Source organism: Delftia sp. ASV31 (genome assembly GCF_016428765.1).
Classification (GTDB): domain Bacteria; phylum Pseudomonadota; class Gammaproteobacteria; order Burkholderiales; family Burkholderiaceae_C; genus Comamonas; species Comamonas acidovorans.
Genome location: NZ_JAELTK010000096.1, coordinates 1 through 19,932, shown reverse-complemented (window position 1 = coordinate 19,932; position 19,932 = coordinate 1). Strand labels below are relative to the sequence as shown.

At 67.4% G+C, this 19,932-nt stretch carries 18 protein-coding genes and 1 pseudogene; 1 reads left to right on the top strand and 18 read right to left on the bottom strand.

Going from position 1 to position 19,932, the window contains the following annotated elements; all coding sequences use genetic code 11:
* The coding region (locus tag JHD82_RS24930) for a hypothetical protein (RefSeq protein WP_199139364.1) at nt 1-218 on the top strand (218 nt) is incomplete at its 5' end.
* A 234-nt stretch (nt 219-452) separates the two neighbouring features.
* Here JHD82_RS24930 and JHD82_RS24925 read toward each other — a convergent pair.
* The 18 genes and pseudogenes from JHD82_RS24925 to hslU all read right to left on the bottom strand — a co-directional run.
* Nucleotides 453-629: a hypothetical protein gene (locus JHD82_RS24925; RefSeq protein ID WP_012203407.1), complete on the bottom strand. Its 177-nt coding sequence runs from the start codon at nt 627-629 to the stop codon at nt 453-455.
* Between the two features lie 13 nt (nt 630-642).
* Complete coding sequence (gene lpxC, locus JHD82_RS24920) at nt 643-1,566, bottom strand: UDP-3-O-acyl-N-acetylglucosamine deacetylase (protein ID WP_012203406.1); 924 nt, start codon at nt 1,564-1,566, stop codon at nt 643-645.
* A gap of 93 nt (nt 1,567-1,659) precedes the next feature.
* Nucleotides 1,660-2,898, bottom strand: coding sequence for a cell division protein FtsZ (gene ftsZ / locus JHD82_RS24915; protein WP_012203405.1), 1,239 nt, complete (start codon nt 2,896-2,898; stop codon nt 1,660-1,662).
* Nucleotides 2,899-3,017: 119 nt separating this feature from the next.
* Nucleotides 3,018-4,247 carry a cell division protein FtsA gene (gene ftsA, locus JHD82_RS24910; RefSeq protein WP_012203404.1) on the bottom strand — a complete coding sequence of 410 codons (1,230 nt, stop codon included), beginning with the start codon at nt 4,245-4,247 and terminating at the stop codon, nt 3,018-3,020.
* An 84-nt stretch (nt 4,248-4,331) separates the two neighbouring features.
* Nucleotides 4,332-5,132 carry a cell division protein FtsQ/DivIB gene (locus JHD82_RS24905; protein ID WP_013804104.1) on the bottom strand — a complete coding sequence of 267 codons (801 nt, stop codon included), beginning with the start codon at nt 5,130-5,132 and terminating at the stop codon, nt 4,332-4,334.
* Nucleotides 5,129-6,109: a D-alanine--D-alanine ligase gene (locus JHD82_RS24900; protein WP_063327219.1), complete on the bottom strand. Its 981-nt coding sequence runs from the start codon at nt 6,107-6,109 to the stop codon at nt 5,129-5,131. The genes JHD82_RS24905 and JHD82_RS24900 overlap by 4 nt, the downstream gene beginning before the upstream one ends.
* The gene (gene murC, locus JHD82_RS24895) at nt 6,106-7,539 is read right to left on the bottom strand and encodes a UDP-N-acetylmuramate--L-alanine ligase (protein ID WP_013804106.1); all 1,434 of its coding nucleotides are present in this window, start codon (nt 7,537-7,539) and stop codon (nt 6,106-6,108) included. The genes JHD82_RS24900 and murC overlap by 4 nt, the downstream gene beginning before the upstream one ends.
* A complete protein-coding gene (murG, locus tag JHD82_RS24890; RefSeq protein ID WP_012203400.1) occupies nt 7,536-8,630 on the bottom strand; it encodes an undecaprenyldiphospho-muramoylpentapeptide beta-N-acetylglucosaminyltransferase in 1,095 nt (364 codons plus the stop codon). The genes murC and murG overlap by 4 nt, the downstream gene beginning before the upstream one ends.
* On the bottom strand, nt 8,627-9,892 hold the full coding sequence (gene ftsW / locus JHD82_RS24885; RefSeq protein ID WP_012203399.1) for a putative lipid II flippase FtsW: 1,266 nt from the start codon (nt 9,890-9,892) through the stop codon (nt 8,627-8,629). Before ftsW ends, murG begins: the two co-directional genes overlap by 4 nt.
* Complete coding sequence (gene murD / locus JHD82_RS24880) at nt 9,889-11,832, bottom strand: UDP-N-acetylmuramoyl-L-alanine--D-glutamate ligase (RefSeq protein ID WP_199139361.1); 1,944 nt, start codon at nt 11,830-11,832, stop codon at nt 9,889-9,891. The genes ftsW and murD overlap by 4 nt, the downstream gene beginning before the upstream one ends.
* Before the next feature lie 4 nt (nt 11,833-11,836).
* A complete protein-coding gene (gene mraY / locus JHD82_RS24875) occupies nt 11,837-13,015 on the bottom strand; it encodes a phospho-N-acetylmuramoyl-pentapeptide-transferase (RefSeq protein WP_012203397.1) in 1,179 nt (392 codons plus the stop codon).
* Nucleotides 13,006-14,421 carry a UDP-N-acetylmuramoyl-tripeptide--D-alanyl-D-alanine ligase gene (gene murF, locus JHD82_RS24870; RefSeq protein ID WP_013804110.1) on the bottom strand — a complete coding sequence of 472 codons (1,416 nt, stop codon included), beginning with the start codon at nt 14,419-14,421 and terminating at the stop codon, nt 13,006-13,008. Before murF ends, mraY begins: the two co-directional genes overlap by 10 nt.
* Nucleotides 14,418-15,947 (bottom strand): UDP-N-acetylmuramoyl-L-alanyl-D-glutamate--2,6-diaminopimelate ligase, encoded by a 1,530-nt coding sequence (locus tag JHD82_RS24865; RefSeq protein ID WP_199139359.1) that lies wholly within the window; start codon nt 15,945-15,947, stop codon nt 14,418-14,420. Before JHD82_RS24865 ends, murF begins: the two co-directional genes overlap by 4 nt.
* Nucleotides 15,944-17,692, bottom strand: a complete 1,749-nt coding sequence (locus JHD82_RS24860) for a penicillin-binding protein 2 (protein WP_013804112.1) — start codon at nt 17,690-17,692, stop codon at nt 15,944-15,946. Before JHD82_RS24860 ends, JHD82_RS24865 begins: the two co-directional genes overlap by 4 nt.
* Nucleotides 17,689-17,973: a cell division protein FtsL gene (gene ftsL, locus JHD82_RS24855; protein ID WP_012203393.1), complete on the bottom strand. Its 285-nt coding sequence runs from the start codon at nt 17,971-17,973 to the stop codon at nt 17,689-17,691. Before ftsL ends, JHD82_RS24860 begins: the two co-directional genes overlap by 4 nt.
* A gap of 37 nt (nt 17,974-18,010) precedes the next feature.
* Nucleotides 18,011-18,940 carry a 16S rRNA (cytosine(1402)-N(4))-methyltransferase RsmH gene (gene rsmH, locus JHD82_RS24850; protein WP_199139357.1) on the bottom strand — a complete coding sequence of 310 codons (930 nt, stop codon included), beginning with the start codon at nt 18,938-18,940 and terminating at the stop codon, nt 18,011-18,013.
* A gap of 15 nt (nt 18,941-18,955) precedes the next feature.
* Entirely contained in the window at nt 18,956-19,384 is a 429-nt protein-coding gene (gene mraZ, locus JHD82_RS24845) for a division/cell wall cluster transcriptional repressor MraZ (RefSeq protein ID WP_012203391.1), read from the bottom strand.
* A gap of 368 nt (nt 19,385-19,752) precedes the next feature.
* A pseudogene (gene hslU / locus JHD82_RS24840) lies at nt 19,753-19,932 on the bottom strand (HslU--HslV peptidase ATPase subunit); the annotation flags it as partial.

Genomic DNA, 19,932 nt, shown 5'->3' with positions numbered 1-19,932 from the left:
CCCCCCCCCCCCCCCCCCCCCCCCCCCCCCCCCCCCCCCCCCCCCCCCCCCCCCCCCCCCCCCCCCCCCCCCCCCCCCCCCCCCCCCCCCCCCCCCCCCCCCCCCCCCCCCCCCCCCCCCCCTACACCCACCCCGCCACCACCGAGATCTACACTGTTCGCATTTCGTCGGCAGCGTCAGATGTGTATAAGAGACAGGATGAGCCTGTTCTCGGGTAATACAGCTGATATGCATGAAGTCTCCTTTAGCATTTTTTGCCCCGGCAGGCACTTGCCACAAGCGCCCGCCAGGTACCAAAAAGCTAAAAGATTCATGAGAATCGATAAATAGGACAGCTCTGAAAATATGAAGAAAAAGATCAGATATATCCTATTGAGCCCCACGCGTACTACGGTCTGGGTGTTTTCACCAAGCCCTGCCGAGTAGCTGAAGCCTGGAATCCGCTCAAGGTCTCAGACGATGCGTCCAAAGAACAGCACGGCGAAGAAGGTCACGCCGGCAATCACGGTCCACTTGAGGATGATGAAGCCCCAGCGCTTGTAGTGCGGCCGGCCCGTGCCCAGGTAGAACGCGAAGGAGACGGCCGAGGCCAGCAGCAGCAGGGTGGCCAGCCAGCGGAAGATCAGCATGGCGGCGCTCGCCTCACCAGGCCCGCGCGGGCTGGGCGAAGCCCTTGGGTGCCTGGCGCTCGCTGTCGAAGCTGACCAGTTCCCAGGCGTCGGGCTGGGCCAGCAGGGCACGCAGCAACTGGTTGTTCATGCCGTGGCCCGAGCGGAAGGCGCTGTAGGCGGCCAGCAGCGGCCTGCCGATCAGGTACAGGTCGCCGATGGCGTCGAGGATCTTGTGCTTGGCGAACTCGTCGTCGTAGCGCAGGCCGTCGCTGTTGAGCACCTTGTAGTCGTCCATGACGATGGCGTTGTCCATGCCGCCGCCCAGCGCCAGGCCATGGCTGCGCAGCATTTCCACGTCCTTGGTGAAGCCGAAGGTGCGCGCGCGTGCGATGTCGCGCGTGTAGTTGTCCTCGCCCATGTCGAACTCCACGCACTGGCCCGTGGAGTCCACGGCCGGATGGGCGAAGTCGATCTCGAAGCGCAGCTTGAAGCCGTGGTAGGGGTCGAAGCGCGCCCACTTGAGGTTCTGGCCCTCGCCCTCGCGCACCTCGACGGGGCGGATGACGCGGATGAAGCGCTTGGGAGCCTTTTGCAGCTCGATGCCCGCGCTTTGCAGCAGGAACACGAAGGAGGCGGAGGAGCCGTCGAGGATGGGCACTTCCTCGGCGGTGATGTCTATATAGATGTTGTCGAGCCCGAGACCGGCAATGGCCGACATCAGGTGCTCCACGGTATGCACCTTGGCGCCGCCGGTGCCGATGGTGGAGGCCATGCGCGTGTCGGTGACGGCTTCGGCCGAGATCGGGATGTCCACAGGCTCCGGCAGGTCCACGCGACGGAACACGATGCCGGTGTCGGGCTGCGCGGGTCGCAGCGTCAACTCGACGCGCTGGCCGCTGTGCAGGCCCACGCCAACGGCACGGGTGATCGTCTTGATGGTGCGTTGTTGGAGCATCCGGCTATTTTAGAACGCAGCGGCCGTGCGCAGGGCATGGCCCTGGCACGGCTTTCGCTATCACGGCTATGCAGCGACCGTATGGGCCGCTGCTCAGTCAGCCTGCTTGCGCAGGAAGGCCGGGATTTCCAGATCGTCCATGCCGCCGGAGGCCAGGGCATCGACGCGGGCAGCGGCCTGCGTGCGGTTGGTACGCCAGACGCTGGGGACCGACATGTTGTTGGCATAGTCGGCGCCGCCAGCGGCACCGCCGACCAGGCCGCCGGCTGCCGTGGCGGCGCCCATGGAGGCCGAGGGCAGCTGGTAGCTCATGTTGTCGGTACCGGTGCGCAGACCGCCCTGCACCACCTGCATGTTCTGGCGGCGTGCGCTGGGGCGCGACAGGCCTGTGGCGACCACGGTGACGCGGATCTCGTCGCCCAGGGTGTCGTCGTAGGCGGCGCCGTAGATCACGTGCGCATCGGGCGAGGCGTAGGCATTGATGGTGCTCATGGCCAGGCGCGACTCGGACAGCTTGAGGCTGCCCTTGGCGGCCGTGACCAGCACCAGCACGCCCTTGGCGCCCGACAGGTCGATGCCTTCCAGCAGCGGGCAGGCCACGGCCTGCTCGGCGGCGATGCGCGCGCGGTCGGGGCCGGCGGCCTTGGCCGTGCCCATCATGGCCTTGCCGGGCTCGCCCATGACGGTGCGCACGTCTTCGAAGTCGACGTTCACATGGCCGTACTCGTTGATGATCTCGGCAATGCCGCCCACGGCGTTCTTGAGAACGTCGTTGGCATGGGCAAAGGCCTCGTCCTGGGAGATGTCGTCACCCAGCACGTCCAGCAGCTTCTCGTTGAGCACGACGATCAGCGAATCGACATTGGCTTCGAGCTCGTTGAGGCCGCTGTCGGCGTTGGCCATGCGTCGGCCGCCTTCCCACTCGAAGGGCTTGGTGACCACGCCCACGGTGAGAATGCCCATTTCCTTGGCCACGCGCGCGATCACGGGCGCAGCGCCCGTGCCCGTGCCGCCGCCCATGCCGGCCGTGATGAACAGCATGTGCGCGCCTTCGATGGCGGTGCGGATGTCGTCCTCGGCCATTTCGGCAGCCTCGCGGCCCTTGTCGGGCTTGCTGCCCGCGCCCAGGCCGCTGCCACCGAGCTGGATGGTGCGGTGGGCGCTGCTGCGCAGCAGCGCCTGCGCGTCGGTGTTGGCGCAGACGAATTCCACACCCTGCACGTTGCGCGCAATCATGTGCTCGACGGCATTGCCGCCGCCGCCGCCAACGCCGATCACCTTGATCTGCGTACCCTGGTTGAACTCTTCAACTTCAATCATGTCGATGGGCATGTTGGTTCTCCTGTAGCTCTCTGTAAGTGGTCACCACCGTCTGGGGAAAATTCTGTCTTCTGTCCGGTATTCGGAAGCCGGTGGGCGGGCCGGTAATGCGCAGTCGATGAAAGCACATATCAAAAGTTCCCCACGATGAAGTCTTTGAAACGGCCAAAAGCGGTCTTCATCGACCCACTCTTTTGTGCCACCTTGAAACCGCGCAGGCGAGCCAGGCGGGCCTCTTCGAGCAATCCCATCACGGTGGCGGCGCGGGGTTGGGCCACCATGTCTGCCAGAGCGCTCGAATACTTGGGGATGCCGCGGCGCACGGGCTTGAGGAAGATGTCCTCGCCCAGTTCCACCATGCCCGGCATGACGGCGCTGCCGCCGGTCAGCACGATGCCCGAGGACAGAACTTCCTCGTAGCCGGAATCGCGCACCACCTGCTGCACCAAAGAAAAGATCTCTTCCACGCGCGGCTCGATCACGCCGGCCAGCGCCTGCTTGCTGATCATGCGCGGGCTGCGGTCGCCCAGGCCCGGCACTTCGACCTGGGCATCGGGGTCGGCCAGCAGTTGCTTGGCATAGCCGCTTTCGACCTTGATGTCCTCGGCGTCCTTGGTCGGCGTGCGCAGCGCCATGGCGATGTCGCTGGTGATCAGGTCGCCCGCGATCGGGATGACGGCCGTGTGCCGGATGGCGCCGCCCGTGAAGATGGCCACGTCGGTGGCGCCCGCGCCGATATCGACCACGGCCACGCCCAGCTCGCGCTCGTCGTCGGTGAGCACGGCCTGGCTCGATGCCAGCGGGTTGAGCAGCAGCTGCTCGACCTCCAGGCCGCAGCGGCGCACGCACTTGATGATGTTCTCGGCCGCGCTCTGCGCGCCCGTGACGATGTGGATCTTGGCCTCCAGGCGGATGCCGCTCATGCCGATGGGCTCGCGCACTTCCTGGCCGTCGATCACGAATTCCTGCGGCTCGACCAGCAGCAGCCGCTGGTCCGAGGAGATGTTGATGGCCTTGGCCGTCTCCATCACCCGCGCCACATCGGTGGCCGTGACTTCCTTGTCCTTGATGGCCACCATGCCGCTGGAGTTCAGGCCGCGGATGTGGCTGCCGGTGATGCCGGTGCACACGCGCTGGATCTTGCAGTCGGCCATCAGCTCGGCCTCTTTCAAGGCCTGCTGGATGCTCTGCACGGTGGCGTCGATGTTCACCACCACGCCCCGCTTGAGTCCGTTGCTCGGGGCCACGCCGAGGCCGGCGAGCTTGAGTTCGCCGTTGTACAGGACCTCGGCGACCACGACCATGACCTTGGCCGTGCCGATGTCCAGTCCGACGATCACATCTTTGTATTCTCTTGCCATATCAGCATCCGCCCCCGGTTGGTTCTGTCCTGTCGCTGTGTCGCTGCATGGTGTGCGTGTACATAGGTCTTTCCTCCCTCGTCTTCAGCGTCGGGGACGCACTGCAGCCGGCGCCTTGGCAGTGCCGGTGGTCACACCGCGCAGCCTCAGCGCATATCCGTCTTCGTAGCGCAGGTCGGCCGACTCGATGGCGTCGGCCTTGCGCTTGTATTGGGTCGTGATCTGGGGCAGCGTGCGCACGAAGCGCTGCACGCGCTGCAGCACGGCTTCCACGCTGCCGCCACCCAGTTCGATCTGTGCATCATTGGCCAGCCTGAGCTGCCAGCTTCCGCGCGCATTGAGCGTGAGCCCGTCGATCTCCACATCCAGCGGCCCCAGCGCCGGCACCAGCAGCCGGTACATCTGCAGCATCTGCGGGGCGCTGTCCTCGGGGCCCTGCAGGCGCGGCAGGCCGTCGCGGTCGAGCTCGCCCAGGTTGGCCTCGAAGACCTCGCCAAAGCTGTTGATCAGGCCGGTGCCCGAATCGGGCCCCCAGAAGGCCTCGGCCACATGCTCGTGCAGGATGACGCGCAGGCTGTTGGGATAGTCGCGGCGCACCTGCGCCTCGCGCACCCAGGGCACCTGCTCGAATGCCGCCTTGGCCCCCTTGAGGTCCACGGTGAAGAAGTTGCCCGTGAGCACGGGCGCCACGTTGGCGCGCAGCGTCACCGTGTTGTTGTGCACCAGCTCGCCCTCGACCACGATGCGGCCGATGTTGAAGGCCGGGTGGCGCAGTGCCCACCAGCTCACCGCTGCCAGCCCCAGCGCAGCCACGCCCACGAACAGGACCGTGGCGGTCACGTTCATGAGCTTGACGTCGAAGGGGGCCGGCAGGGAGTAGCTCATGCGTGCTCCTGCTCCGGTTGCGCGGCGTCCAGCGCGGCGCTGGCCAGGATGCCCAGGCAGAGGTTCTCGTAGCTGACACCGATGGCGCGGGCCGACATGGGCACCAGCGAGTGGCCCGTCATACCCGGCGAGGTGTTGATCTCCAGCAGGAAGGGCTTGCGATCGCTGGCGCGGATCATGATGTCGGCGCGCGACCAGCCGCGGCAGCCCAGCGTGCGGAAGGCCAGCACGACGATGCGCCGGATCTCGGCCTCTTCCTCGGCAGGCAGTCCGCTGGGGCAGTGGTACTTGGTGTCGTCGGTGAAGTACTTGTTCTGGTAGTCGTAGTTGCCTTCGGGGGCGACGATGCGGATCACGGGCAGCGCATGGGCGCCCTCGCCCGTGCCGAGCACGGGGCAGGTGGTCTCGTCGCCCTCGATGAACTCTTCGCAGAGCACTTCGGGGTCGTAGCGGGAGGCCAGCACATAGGCCTGCTCGCATTCCTCGGCCGTCCAGACCTTGGTCAGGCCGATGGTCGAGCCCTCGCGCGAGGGCTTGACGATCATGGGCGCGCCCAGCGCCTGCAGCGCGGCGCGCGTCTCGCCTGCGCTGGCGACCAGGCGCCAGTCCGGCGTGGGCAGGCCCTCGAAGCGCCAGATGCGCTTGGTCATGATCTTGTCCATGGCGATGCTCGAGGCCATCACGCCGGGGCCCGTGTACGGGATGCCCAGCAGCTCCAGCGCACCCTGCACCGTGCCGTCTTCGCCGTAGCGGCCGTGCAGCGCGATGAAGCAGCGGTCGAACCCCTCCTTCTTCAACTCGCCCAGGTCACGCTCGGCGGGGTCGAAGGCATGGGCGTCCACGCCATGCGACAGCAGGGCCTTGAGCACGCCCGTGCCCGACATCAGCGAGACTTCGCGCTCGGCCGAGCGGCCGCCCAACAGCACGGCCACCTTGCCCAGGGCCTTGACATCGATCTGGGTGCCGAAGCTGCTCATTGCACAGCTCCCTGCTGCGCCTGCAGCTCTTGTTTCTGAAGCATTTCAACCAACTTTCCGGGCACGGCGCCAATCGAGCCTGCCCCCATGCACAACAACACGTCGCCATCGCGTGCATTGACGGCAATGGCCGCAGGCAGCTCGGCAACGTTTTCCACAAACACCGGCTCGACACGGCCGGCCACGCGCAGGGCGCGTGTCAGCGAGCGGCCGTCGGCCGCCACCACGGGCGCCTCGCCGGCCGCATAGACCTCGGTCAGCAGCACGGCGTCGGCCAGGCCGATGACCTTGACGAAATCCTCGAAGCAGTCGCGCGTGCGGCTGTAGCGGTGCGGCTGGAATGCCAGCACCAGGCGACGGCCCGGGAAGGCGCCGCGCGCAGCGGCCAGCGTGGCCGCCATCTCGACGGGGTGGTGGCCATAGTCGTCGATGACGGTGAAGCTGCCGCCGTCGGCAGTCGCCAGTTCGCCATAGCGCTGGAAGCGCCGGCCCACGCCCTTGAAGCTTTCGAAGGCACGCAGCAGCGCGTCGTCGGAGATCTCCAGCTCCATGGCCACGGCCACGGCCGACAGGGCGTTGAGCACGTTGTGCTCGCCCGGCAGGCTCAGCACCACGTCCAGGTCGGGATAGCTCTGGCCGTTGCTGCGGCGCACCGTGAAATGCATGCTGCCAGCTTCGGCGCGCACGTTGAGGGCGCGCACCTGTGCGTCCTCGGCAAAGCCGTAGGTGGTCACGGGGCGGGCCACCTGGGGCAGGATCTCGCGCACGGCCGGGCTGTCCACGCAGACGATGGCGCGGCCGTAGAACGGCATGCGGTGCAGGAAATCGACGAAGGCGCCCTTGAGCCGGCCGAAGTCATGGCCGTAGGTTTCCATGTGGTCGGCGTCGATGTTGGTGACGACGGCCATCACGGGCAGCAGGTTCAGGAAGGATGCATCGGACTCGTCGGCCTCGACCACGATGTAGTCGCCCTGGCCCAGCTTGGCGTTGGCGCCCGCGCTGTTGAGCTTGCCGCCGATGACGAAGGTCGGGTCCAGCCCGGCCTCGGCCAGCACGCTGGTCACCAGGCTGGTGGTCGTGGTCTTGCCGTGGGCACCCGCGATGGCGATGCCCTGCTTGAAGCGCATGAGCTCGGCCAGCATGAGCGCACGCGGCACGACGGGGATCTTGCGTTCGCGCGCGGCCAGCACCTCGGGATTGTCGGACTGCACGGCGGTGGAGGTGACGACGGCGTCAGCCCCCTCGATGTGCGCGGCCGCATGGCCGACGTGGGTGGCGATGCCCAGGCCGGCGAGCCGGCGCAGCGTGGCGCTGTCGGACAGGTCCGAGCCCGAGATGGCGTAACCCAGGTTGTGCAGCACCTCGGCGATGCCGCTCATTCCGGCGCCGCCGATGCCGACGAAATGGATGTGATGAATGGCGTGCTTCATGCGGCCAGTTCCTCACAGGCGGCGACCACCTCGGCGGTGGCATCGGTCTTTTGCATTTTCTTGGCTTTTCCAGCGCGCTCCAGCAGCGTCGCACGCTGCATATTTTGTAGCATTTCGGCCAGGCTTTGGGCAGTCAGTGCGCTTTGTTGCATCAACCATCCACCACCGGCATCGACCAGGAAACGCGCGTTCGTGGTCTGGTGGTCGTCCACGGCGGACGGGAAGGGCACATAGATGGCTGCGGCGCCCACGGCCGCGATCTCGGTGACCGTGCTGGCACCGGCGCGGCAGACGATGACATCGGCCTCGGCAAAGGCGCGCGCCGTGTCGTCGATGAAGGGCGTGAGCTCGGCCGCGACGCCTGCGGCGGCATAGTTGGCGCGCAGGGCATCGATCTGCGCGGCGCCGCTTTGGTGCAGCACGACGGGCCGCACATCGGCAGGAATCAGGGCCAGCGCCTGGGGCACGATCTCGTTGAGCGCCTTGGCGCCCAGGCTGCCACCCACCACCAGCAGGCGCAGCGGACCGCTGCGGCCCGCAAAGCGCTGCTCGGGCGCGGGCTGCTCGGTGAAGGCCTGGCGCAAGGGGTTGCCGACCCAGCGGCCCTTGGGGAATACGTTGGGGAAGGCGGTGAAGATGCGGTGGGAGACGCTGGCCAGCACCTTGTTGGCCATGCCGGCCACGGAGTTCTGCTCATGCAGCACCAGGGGCTTGCCGGCCAGCACGGCCATCATTCCACCGGGGAAGCTGATGTAGCCACCCAGACCGACCACCACGTCGGGCTTGACGCGGCGCACCACGGCGAGCGCCTGCCAGAAGGCACGCAGCAGGCGCATGGGCAAAAAGGCCAGGGTCATGATGCCCTTGCCGCGCACGCCCGAGAACTCGATGGTCTCCAGCGGGAAACCCTGGGCGGGCACGATGCGCGACTCCATGGAGCCGGGCGCGCCCAGCCAGCGCACGTTCCAGCCGCGCTCGCGCAGGGCCTGGGCCACGGCCAGGCCCGGGAAGATATGTCCGCCCGTGCCGCCGGCCATGATCAGGGCCGTGCGCTGGCGTTGCGTGCCTTGGGAGATGGGCTGCTGTGTCATGCATGCCCTCCCTTCATCAGCAACTTGTTCTCGTAGTCCACCCTTAACACCACCGCTATCGCTATCAGATTCATCAAAATGGCCGAGCCGCCGAAACTCATCAGGGGCAGCGTCAGCCCCTTGGTCGGCAGCGCGCCCAGGTTCACGCCCATGTTGATGAAGGCCTGGAAACCCATCCAGATCGCAATGCCCTCGGCCACCAGCCCGGAGAACACCCGGTCCAGCGCAATGGCCTGCCGCCCTATGAGCATGATGCGGCGCGTCAGCCACAGGAAGGTGACGGCGATCAAGAGCACGCCGACCAGGCCGAATTCCTCGCCGATCACGGCCAGCAGGAAGTCGGTGTGCGCCTCGGGCAGCCAGTGCAGCTTCTCGACGCTGCGGCCCAGGCCCACGCCGAAGATCTCGCCGCGACCGATGGCGATCAGCGCATGCGACAGCTGGTAGCCCTTGCCCAGGGCGTGCTTTTCATCCCAGGGATTGAGGTAGGCAAAGATGCGCTCGCGCCGCCATTCGGAGGTGGCGATGATGAGCACGAAGGCCAGAACCACCAGGGCCGCGATCAGGAAGAACATGCGCGCATTCACGCCGCCCAGGAACAGGATGCCCATGGCGATCACCACGATCACCATGAAGGCGCCCATGTCGGGCTCGGCCAGCAGCAGCACGCCGACCAGCACCACGGCCAGCCCCATGGGCAGCACGGCGCGGAAGAAGCGCTCCTTGACCTCCATCTTGCGCACCATGTAGTCGGCCGCATAGATGAGCACGGCGAACTTGGCCAGTTCGGACGGCTGGAAATTCATGATGCCCAGCGACAGCCAGCGCCGCGCGCCGTTGACCACGGTGCCCACGTGCGGGATCAGCACGGCCACCAGCAGGACCAGGGACACCAGGAAGAGCTTGCGCGCCATGCGCTCCCAGGTGGCCATGGACACCTGGAAGGCCAGCAGCGCGCCGACGAAGGCCATGCCGATGGACATGGCATGGCGCATCAGGAAATGGGTGGGCGCGATCTTGCCGAAGCGCGGGTTGTCCGGCATGGCGATCGACGCCGAATACACCATGATCAGGCTCCAGGCCAGCAGGCCTATGACCACCCAGATCAGGGCCTGGTCCAGGCCGAGCACGCTGGCAGGCGTCTGCGTGGGCCGGTGGTACTGGGGTCCCCCCAGGCGCACGGGCAGCACGTCGATGGCCTTCTCCTGCGCACCTCCGAACCAGGAGCGCATGCGGCCCAGGACCTGCGATACGGCGGTCATGCAGCACCTCCGAGTTCATGCCCGGCATCCAGCGCCAGCGCGCGCACGGCATCGACGAACTGGTGGGCCCGGTCCTCGTAGTTGCGGAACATGTCCAGGCTGGCACAGGCGGGCGACAGCAGCACGGCATCGCCCTCATGGGCGCGCGAGGCGGCCAGCTCCACGGCGTCGGCCATGGTGGTGGCATCGACCAGGGGCACGCCGCAGTCCTGCAGGGCGGCGCGGATGCGGCCGGCGTCGCGGCCGATCAGCACGGCCGTGCGCACATGGCGCGACACGGGCGCGACCAGCGGGGAGAAATCCTGGCCCTTGCCATCGCCACCCAGGATGACCACGATGCGGTGGTCAGGTCCCAGGCCGGACAGCGCGGCCACGGTGGCGCCCACGTTCGTGCCCTTGCTGTCGTCGTAGTACTCCACGCCGTTGACGCGGCCAATGGGCTGGACGCGGTGCGGCTCTCCCCGGTACTCACGCAGTCCATAGAGCAGCGGCGCCAGCGTGCAACCGCCCGCGCTGGCCAGGGCCAGGGCGGACAGGGCGTTGATGGCGTTGTGCCGGCCGCGGATGCGCAGTGCGTCGGCAGGCATGAGGCGCTGGATGTACAGGTCTTCGGCGTTCTTGCCCTTGGCGGTTTCGTCGGCCTCGTGGGCGCGCACCAGCCACGTCATGCCGCTGACCACTTCCAGGCCGAAGTCGCCGGGGCGGCGCGGCATGTCGCCGCCGAAGGTGATGTGGGCGCGCTGCTGGGGCTTTTGGCGCTTGCCCGGCGGCACCACGGGCGCCGGCAGCATGCGCATGACCTCGGGGTCTTCGCGGTTGAGCACCATGGTGCCGCTGCTGCCGAAGATGCAGGCCTTGGCATCGGCATAGGCGCGCAGGCTGCCGTGCCAGTCCAGATGGTCCTGGGTGATGTTGAGCACGGCGGCGGCCGTGGGCTCGAACATCTGCACGCCATCGAGCTGGAAGCTGGACAGCTCCAGCACCCAGGCCTGGGGCAGCGTTTCGGCATCGATGGCCTGGGTCAGCGTGTCCAGCAGCGTGGGGCCGATATTGCCGGCCACGGCCACGCGCAGGCCCGCATGCTCCAGCAGTTGGCCGGTCAGCGAGGTGACCGTGGTCTTGCCGTTGGTCCCGGTGATGCCCAGCACCGTGGGACGGTAGCCATGGGCCGCGGCCAGGGCCTTGAGCGCCATGGCGAAGAGATCGAGCTCGCCGCCCACGGGCAGGCCCTGGGCGCGCGCCGTATCGACCACGGGCGCCACGGCGGCCGGGCTCAGGCCGGGCGAGCGGTAGACCAGGCCCAGGCTCTGGCCGTCCACCAGCTGCGCCGTGAACTCGCCGGGCACGAAGCGCACCTGGGGCAATTCGGTGGACAGCTGCTGCAGCTGGGGCGGTGCCTGGCGCGTATCGGCCACGATGACTTCGGCGCCGCAGCGCACGCACCAGCGTGCCATGGCCAGGCCCGAGGCGCCCAGACCCAGCACGAGCACGCGCTGGCCCTGCAGGTGCTGGACCTGCTCGCCGGGCCAGCCGGCAGCCACGGGCGGCAGCACCTGTTCGGATTCAACCGCCTCTTCGGCGGCAAGGGGCGTGACCTCGGCATCGGACGAGTCGGAGATGCTGGGGTCCGCAAAGATCTGGGCCACGAAGGCCGCAGCATCCTTGGCCGCCGTCAGCGTGGCGATGTCGGGCACGGGCTCGGTCAGGGCCACAGGCACCTGCGGTACCTCGGCGGCCGGAGGCTCCGCCTCGCCGTCGCCAACTGGCACGGGAGCCGGTGAATCGTCCAGGACCGGGTCCGCAACCACCTGCCCCTCGGGAGCGAGGCCCGGCATTCCGGCCGGGTCCGCCAGCTCGACAAGCTCGGCAGGGGACGCCGGCACGGCGGGCTCGGTGGCCGGCAGTGCGTGGAGGTCGGTCTTGAAGTCTTCGGTGTTCATGCACTCACCTCAGCTTCAGCGTGGACAGGCCCAGCAGGCACAGCAGCATGGTGATGATCCAGAAGCGGATCACGACCTGGGTCTCCTTCCAGCCACTCTTTTCGAAGTGGTGGTGCAGCGGCGCCATCTTGAGCAGGCGGCGTCCCTGGCCATAGCGCTTCTTGGTGAACTTGAACCAGGTGACCTGCAGCATCACCGACAGCGCCTCCACCACGAAGATGCCGCCCATGATGGCCAGCACGATTTCCTGGCGCACGATGACGGCAATGGTGCCCAGCGAGGCGCCCAGCGCCAGCGCACCCACGTCGCCCATGAACACCTGGGCCGGGTGGGCGTTGAACCAGAGGAAGGCCAAGCCCGCGCCGGCCATGGCCGCGCAGTACACCAGCAGCTCGCCCGAACCCGGGATGTGCGGGAACAGCAGGTACTTGGCGTAGCCGGCATTGCCGGTGACGTAGGCGAAGATGCCCAGGGCCGAGCCCACCATGATCACGGGCATGATGGCCAGGCCGTCCAGCCCGTCGGTCAGGTTCACGGCATTGCTGGCGCCCACGATGACCAGGTAGGTCATGATCACGAAGCCCAGCACGCCCAGCGGGTAGCTGACTTCCTTGAAGAAAGGCACGAGCAGGCCCGCCTTGGGCGGCAGGTCCAGCGCAAAGCCGGACTGCACCCAGGTGACGAACAGCTCGAAGACCTGGGCATTGGAGTTCTCAGAAATGCAGAACACCAGGTACAGCGCGGCCAGCAGGCCGATGACGGACTGCCAGAAATACTTCTCGCCCGAGCGCATGCCTTCGGGGTCCTTGTTGACCACCTTGCGCCAGTCGTCCACCCAGCCGATGGTGCCAAAGCCCAGCGTGACCAGCAGCACGATCCAGACGAAGCGGTTGGACAGGTCGAACCACAGCAGCGTGGAAACGGCAATGGACAGCAGGATCAGCGCCCCGCCCATGGTGGGCGTGCCGCTCTTGGCCAGATGGGTCTCCATGCCGTAGCCGCGCACGGGCTGACCGATCTTGAGCGAGGTCAGCATGCGGATCAGGCGCGGCCCGGCCAGCAGCCCGATGACCAGGGCCGTGAGCGCGGCCATCACGGCGCGCATCGTGAGGTACTGGAAGACGCGCAGAAAGCCGAACTCGGGGGACAGGCCCTGCAGCCATTGGGACAGCATCAGCAGCATGCGGCCTCCTTCTTGCAACCGTCATCCTTGCCGGCCGCCTCGACCGCCTGAACCACCTGCTCCATCTTCATGAACCTCGAACCCTTGACCAGAATGCTGCCCACCTCGGGCAGCGCGGCACAGGCTGCCTGCTGCAGCGAGGCCATGTCTTCGAAATGCCGCGCACCTGCACCGAATGCGGTGGCGGCGGATGTGCTTTGCGCGCCCAGCGTGAACAGCCGGGCAATGCCCAGGCTGCGCGCCAGCGCGCCAGCCTCGGCATGGAATTGCGGCCCCTGGTCGCCGACCTCGCCCATGTCGCCCAGCACCAGCAGCTGGGGAGCGGGCAGTTCGCGCAGCACCTCGATGGCCGCGGCCACCGAGTCGGGATTGGCGTTGTAGCTGTCGTCGATCACGGTGACCGTGCGGCCCTGCACCGAAACGCCCAGTGCGCGCGAGCGGCCCTGCACGGGCTCGAACACGCTCAGGCCGCGTGCAATGTCGGCCAGCGGCACACCGGCTGCCTGGGCGCAGGCCGCAGCGGCCAGCGCATTGCGCACGTTATGGCGGCCGGCAATGTGCAGGCGCACCGGGGCCTCGCCCTCGGGCGTGACCAGGGTGAACTGCCAGGCATCGCCCAGCCACAGCGCATCGCGCGCATGGACCTGGGCGCCATCGGCAGACTCGCCGAACAGCAGGCATTGGCGCGCAGCGGCCAGCTCGCGCCACAGCGGCGTGTAGGTGTCGCCGGCCGGGAACACGGCCACGCCGTCGGCGGGCAGGGACAGCAGCACGCTGCCGTTCTCGCGCGCCACGGCCTCGACCGTGTGCATGAATTCCTGGTGCTCGCGCTGCGCGTTGTTGACCAGGGCCACCGTGGGCTGGCCGATGGCGGCCAGCTCGGCAATCTCGCCGGGATGGTTCATGCCCATCTCCAGCACGGCCACGCGGTGCTGGGCGGTCATGCGCATCAGGCTCAGCGGCAGGCCGATGGAGTTGTTGAAGTTGCCGCGCGTGGCCAAGGCCGCCTCGCCCGCATGGGCGCGCAGGATGGAGGCCACCATCTGCGTGACCGTGGTCTTGCCGTTGCTGCCGGTGACGGCAATCAGCGGCAGCGCAAAGCGCGCGCGCCAGGCCGTGGCCAGCGCGCCCAGGGCGGCCAGCGAATCGGGCACCTCGATGCCGGACAGGCCTGCGGCCTCCAGGCCGCCATGGGCCAGGGCTGCGGCAGCGCCGGCCTCGCGGGCCTGGGCCAGGAACTGGTTGGCATCGAAACGCTCGCCCTTCAAGGCGACGAACAGATCCCCGGCCTGCAGCGTGCGGGTGTCGGTGTGCACGCGCGTGAGCACGGCCTGGCCGTTGCCGACCAGCCGTGCCTGGGGGATATGCGACTGGATCAGCTCCAGCGCTTGTTGCAAGGTCATCATGACCGCTTCTTTCCTTCGCGGGCCGCCAGCGCCTTGTGCGCCTCGGCCATGTCGGAGAACGGATGGCGCTGGCCCGCCGTCTCCTGGTAGTCCTCATGTCCCTTGCCGGCGATCAGCACCACGTCGCGTTCGCTGGCGTGCGCAATCGCCTGGGCGATGGCCGCTGCGCGATCGGCCTGGGACTGCAGGTTCTCGCCCGGCTGCATGCCGGCCAGGATCTGGTCGATGATGCGGTCGGGCACTTCGCTGCGCGGGTTGTCGCTGGTGACCAGCACACAGTCGGCATTCTTCTGGGCGGCCTGCCCCATGAGCGGCCGCTTGGTGGCATCGCGGTCGCCGCCGCAGCCGAACACGCACCACAGCCGGCCACGGCGCTGCTCGGCGGCCGGGCGCAGGGCGCGCAGGGCCTTGTCCAGCGCATCGGGCGTGTGGGCGTAGTCCACGGCCACCAGCGGCTGGCCGGGCTGGACGATCTGCTGCATGCGGCCGGGCACTGGCTCCAGGTGGGCGCAGGCCGCAACGGCCTGATCCAGGGACAGGCCCAGGCAGCGCAGCGCGGCCAGCACGCCCAGCAGGTTGGATACGTTGTACTGGCCCACCATGCGCGTGTGCATGCGCAGGCTGTGGCCTGCCTCTATCACGGTGAAGCTCAGGCCCTCGGCACCCAGCGCAATGTCCTTGGCCTGCAGGCGCGCCGCGCCTTCGATGGAAATGCTCCAGACGTCGAGCGCGGCAGGCTGCTTGCGCGACTGCAGCGTGGCCCACAGGCGTGCGCCATGCGCGTCGTCCACGTTGACGACGGCGGCCTGCAGGCCGGGCCAGTCGAACAGCGCGGCCTTGGCATCCCAGTAGGCCTGCATGCTGCCGTGGTAGTCGAGGTGGTCCTGCGTGAAATTGGTGAACAGCGCCACGCGGATGCGCGTGCCGTCCAGCCGGTGCTCGACGATGCCGATGGACGAGGCCTCGATGGCGCAGGCCGCCAGGCCCGCATCGGCGTACTCGCGGAACGCGCGCTGCAGCCGCACCGGGTCGGGCGTGGTCATGCCCGTGGATTTCATGGCGGGCGGAATGCCCACGCCCAGCGTGCCCACCAGGGCGCAGCCGCTGCGTTCCTGCAGCTTCACCTGGGCCAGCGCGTGCGCCAGCCACCAGGCGGTGGTGGTCTTGCCATTGGTGCCGGTCACGGCCAGCACGTCGATCTGGGCGCTGGGATGCTGGAACCACTGGTCGGCGATCAGGCCCGTGGCGGCCTTGAGGCCGGGCAGCGCCGCGATGTGCTCGCCGCAAAAACCGAAGGCTTCGACACCCTGCGCTTCGACCAGGCAGGCCATGGCACCGCGCTCCAGGGCCGAGGCCACATGGGCGCGGCCATCGGTGGCCGCGCCGGGCCAGGCGATGAAGGCGTCGCCGGGCCGGACCTTGCGACTGTCGGTCTGCAGCGTGCCGCTGCCTTGCAGGCGGGCGGCCAGCCATTGGACAGCCTCGGTGGCCGTGGACAGCACCCGCAGGGCTTGGGAGGAACTCATAGCGAGGGCTCCTCCACGGGGTTGGCGACGATCAAGGGCTTGACTTCCATATCGGGCTGCACGCCCATCAGGCGCAGCGTCTGCTGCACCACTTCGCTGAACACGGGTGCCGCCACGGTGCCGCCGTAGATGGTGCCGGCACTGGGCTCGTCCACCATTACGGCGACGATGATGCGCGGGTTCTCGATGGGCGCCATGCCCGTGAACCAGGCGCGGTACTTGCCGGCGGCATAGCCCTTGCCCTGCTGCTTGCGGGCCGTGCCCGACTTGCCGCCCACCGAGTAGCCGATGGTCTGGGCGCGCTGGCCCGTGCCGCCGGGGCCGGCCGCCAGGGCCAGCATCTTGCGCACTTCATTGGCCGTGCGCGGAGAGAACACGGGCACGCCCACGGGCGGCTCGTCGGTCTTGACCATGGTGGCCGGGATCACGCGCCCGCCGTTGGCAAAGACGGTGTAGCTGCGCGTCATCTGCAGCAGGCTGGCGGACAGGCCGTAGCCATAGCCCATGGTGGCCTGCTCCACCGGCCTCCAGGTCTTGTAGGGACGCAGGCGACCGCTGGCGGCGCCGGGGAAGGAGATCTGCGGCTTCTGGCCGAAGCCCACGGCCGAGAAGGTTTCCCACATTTCCTTGGCCGGCATCTGCAGCGCGATCTTGGTCGTGCCCACGTTGCTGGACTTCTGGATCACGCCGGCCACGGTGAGCAGGCCGTAGTTGTGGGTGTCGGAAATCGTCGAGCCCGTGACGTTGACGCGGCCCGGCGTGGTGTCGATGGGCGTTTCCGGCTTGAAGCGGCCCGACTCCAGCGCCAGGCCGATGGTGATGGGCTTCATGGTCGAGCCGGGCTCGAAGGTGTCGGTGATGGCGCGGTTGCGCAGCTGCTCGCCCGTCAGGTTCTTGCGCTTGTCGGGCACGTAGCTGGGGTAGTTGGCCAGGGCCAGCAATTCGCCGGTGTGCGCATCCATGACCACCACGCTGCCCGCCTTGGCCTTGTGCGCGATGACCTGCTCCTTGAGCTTCTGGTAGGCGAAGTACTGGACCTTGCTGTCCACGGACAGCTGGATGTCGCGGCCGTCCTGCGGCGGCACTTCCTCGCCCACGCCCTCGACCACGCGGCCCAGGCGGTCCTTGATCACGCGGCGCGAGCCGGGCTTGCCGCCGAGCTCCTTGTCGAAGGCCAGCTCCATGCCTTCCTGGCCATGGTCTTCCACATTGGTGAAGCCCACGATGTGGGCGGCCGATTCGCCTTCCGGGTACTGGCGCTTGTATTCCTTGCGCTGGTAGATGCCCTTGATGTTGAGGGCATGGATCTGCTGGCCGACGTCCCAGTCGAGCTGGCGCTTGATCCAGACGAAGGTCTTGTCCTCGTCGGCCAGCTTTTCCATCAGCGCTGGCAGCGGCATCTCCATGAGCGCGGCCAGCTGCTTGAGCTTGGCCTTGACCTCGGGGTCGTCCTGCTCGACATCTTCGGGAATGGCCCAGATGCTGGCGGCCGGCACGCTGGAGGCCAGGATCAATCCATTGCGGTCCAGCAGGCGGCCGCGGTTGGCCGGCAGCTCCAGCGTGCGCGCAAAGCGCACCTGGCCCTGGCGCTGGAAGAAGTCGTTGCCGAACACCTGCACGTAGGCTGCGCGCGCGCCCAGGCCGACAAAGCCCAGGCCCAGCATGGCCACGATCATCTTGCTGCGCCACAGGGGTGTCTTGGACGCCAGCAAGGGGCTGGAGGTATAGAGCACGCTGCGCGTCATGGAGCCACTCCGGTGCGCGCATCGTCATTGACGTACTGGGCGATGGCCGGCGTGGCCGGCTTCATCTGCAGGCGCTCGCGCGCCATGACCTCGATGCGCTGTGGCGTGGCCTGGGCGCGCTTTTCCACCTGCAGGCGCTGCTGCTCGGTGGCCAGGCGGCGCGACTCGGCCACGGCGCGGTCCAGTTCGGTGAACAGGCGGCGCGATTCATACTGGTTGTGCACCAGGAAGATGGCGCTGGCCATCACCGCCAGCAGCAGCACGAGGTTCAGGCGCAGCATGCCACGCCCTCCTCTTGCGCCAGACGGTGCATGCGCTTCATACAGGCACCCCGGTGCGGCGGGCCACACGCATCACGGCCGAGCGCGAGCGCGCATTGGCGGCGACCTCGGCCTCGCTGGGCTTGATGCGGCCCAGCGCTTCAAGCCGCATGGGCGTGGGCACGGCAAAGGGTGCGCGCCGGTCATAGACTTCCTTGGAGTGCTTGGCGATGAACTGCTTGACGATGCGGTCCTCCAGCGAGTGGAAGCTGATCACCACCAGACGTCCGCCCGGCGCCAGCACGCGCAGGCTGGCCTCTAGCGCCTGTTCGAGCTCTTCAAGCTCGGCATTGATGAAAATCCGAAGAGCCTGGAATGTGCGTGTCGCTGGGTTCTGCCCAGCCTCGCGGGTCCGGACCGCGCCAGCCACGAGCTCGGCAAGCTCCGCGGTGTTGCGAAGGGGCCCCTGGCTTTCGCGCCGAGCAACAATCGCCTTTGCAATGGGGCCAGCAAACCGTTCTTCGCCGTAGTCACGTATCACCTCCGCAATCTGCTGGGCATCGGCTTCCGCCAGCCAGTCCGCCACGCTCTGGCCGCGCGTGGTGTCCATGCGCATGTCCAGCGGACCCTCGAAGCGGAAGCTGAAGCCACGCTCGGGGTTGTCGATCTGGGGAGAGCTCACGCCCAGGTCCATCAGCACGCCCTGCACGCTGCCGGCCGGCAGCTCGCTGAGGTGGCGAAACCCTTCGTGCCGAATCGAAAAACGCGCATCGGTGATGCGCGCTGCCTCTTCGATCGCGTCCGGGTCCTTGTCGAACGCCAGCAAGGCCCCATCCGGCCCCAGCCGCTGCAGGATGCGCCGGGAATGCCCGCCTCGCCCGAAGGTCGCGTCCACCCATTGCCCGGCAACGGGCTGTGCGGCGCCGTCCAGCAGCGCATCGACGGCCTCGTCGAGCAAAACGGTGATGTGTTGCAACGGCTGATTCAAGAAAACGCCTCTTTCCTAGAAAGCAAAATCCTGGAAGGCCGCAGGCATTTCCTCCTGCATGGCCTTCGCTTCATGTGCCTCATAAGTGGCCTTGTCCCACAGCTCGAAATGGTTACCCATGCCCAGCAGCACGACCTCCTTGGTCAGACCCACGGCTTCACGCAGCTCGGGCGACACCAGCACGCGGCCGGTGGCATCCATGTCCACGTCCATGGCGTTACCCAGGAAGATGCGCTTCCACCACTGCGCCGACATGGGCAGCTGCGCGATCCGCTCGCGAAACTGCAGCCACTCCGTGCGCGGGAACAGCATCAGGCAACCGTGGGGATGTTTGGTGAGGGTGACCTGGCCCTGGGCCATGGCCACAAGGGCGTCACGATGCCGGGTCGGCACAGACAGCCGCCCCTTTCCATCGAGATTCAGCGAGGACGCCCCTTGAAACACGGTCAGTCACCCCGGTCGGTTGGAGCCATCGCGTCCCGGAAATCGGGGCACAAAGGCAACTTTCACCACTTAATTGCACTTTTTTGCACTGTAGCAGCAATTTGGTGTTTCACAACCCGGGAATGAACAATTATTTGCAATGAAATCAACAACTTAGAAGCCGAATGCAATGTGAGTGGTGACAAAAATCCCTGGCTTTACAAGTACTTAGAGGACTGACTGCAAGTGATCTCTCAAAGCCTGCACGCAATTGCAACGATTCAATTCGCCGGCGACCGGTTGCAACTCGGGCAACCCTCCTACAAAAAGTGACTGCCCGGCAATGCGGGCAGTCACTTCGGTGGCGGCTGCGCGGCAGCCGGCCCGTTTCAGAGGATGAAGCGCGAGAGGTCTTCGTCCTGGCTCAGGGACTGCAGACGCTGGTCCACGTAGGCCGCGTCGATGGAGATGGTCTGGCCCGACAGATTGGCCGCGTCGAAGCTGACCTCGTCCAGCAGGCGCTCGAGCACGGTGGACAGGCGGCGGGCGCCGATGTTCTCGGTGCGCTC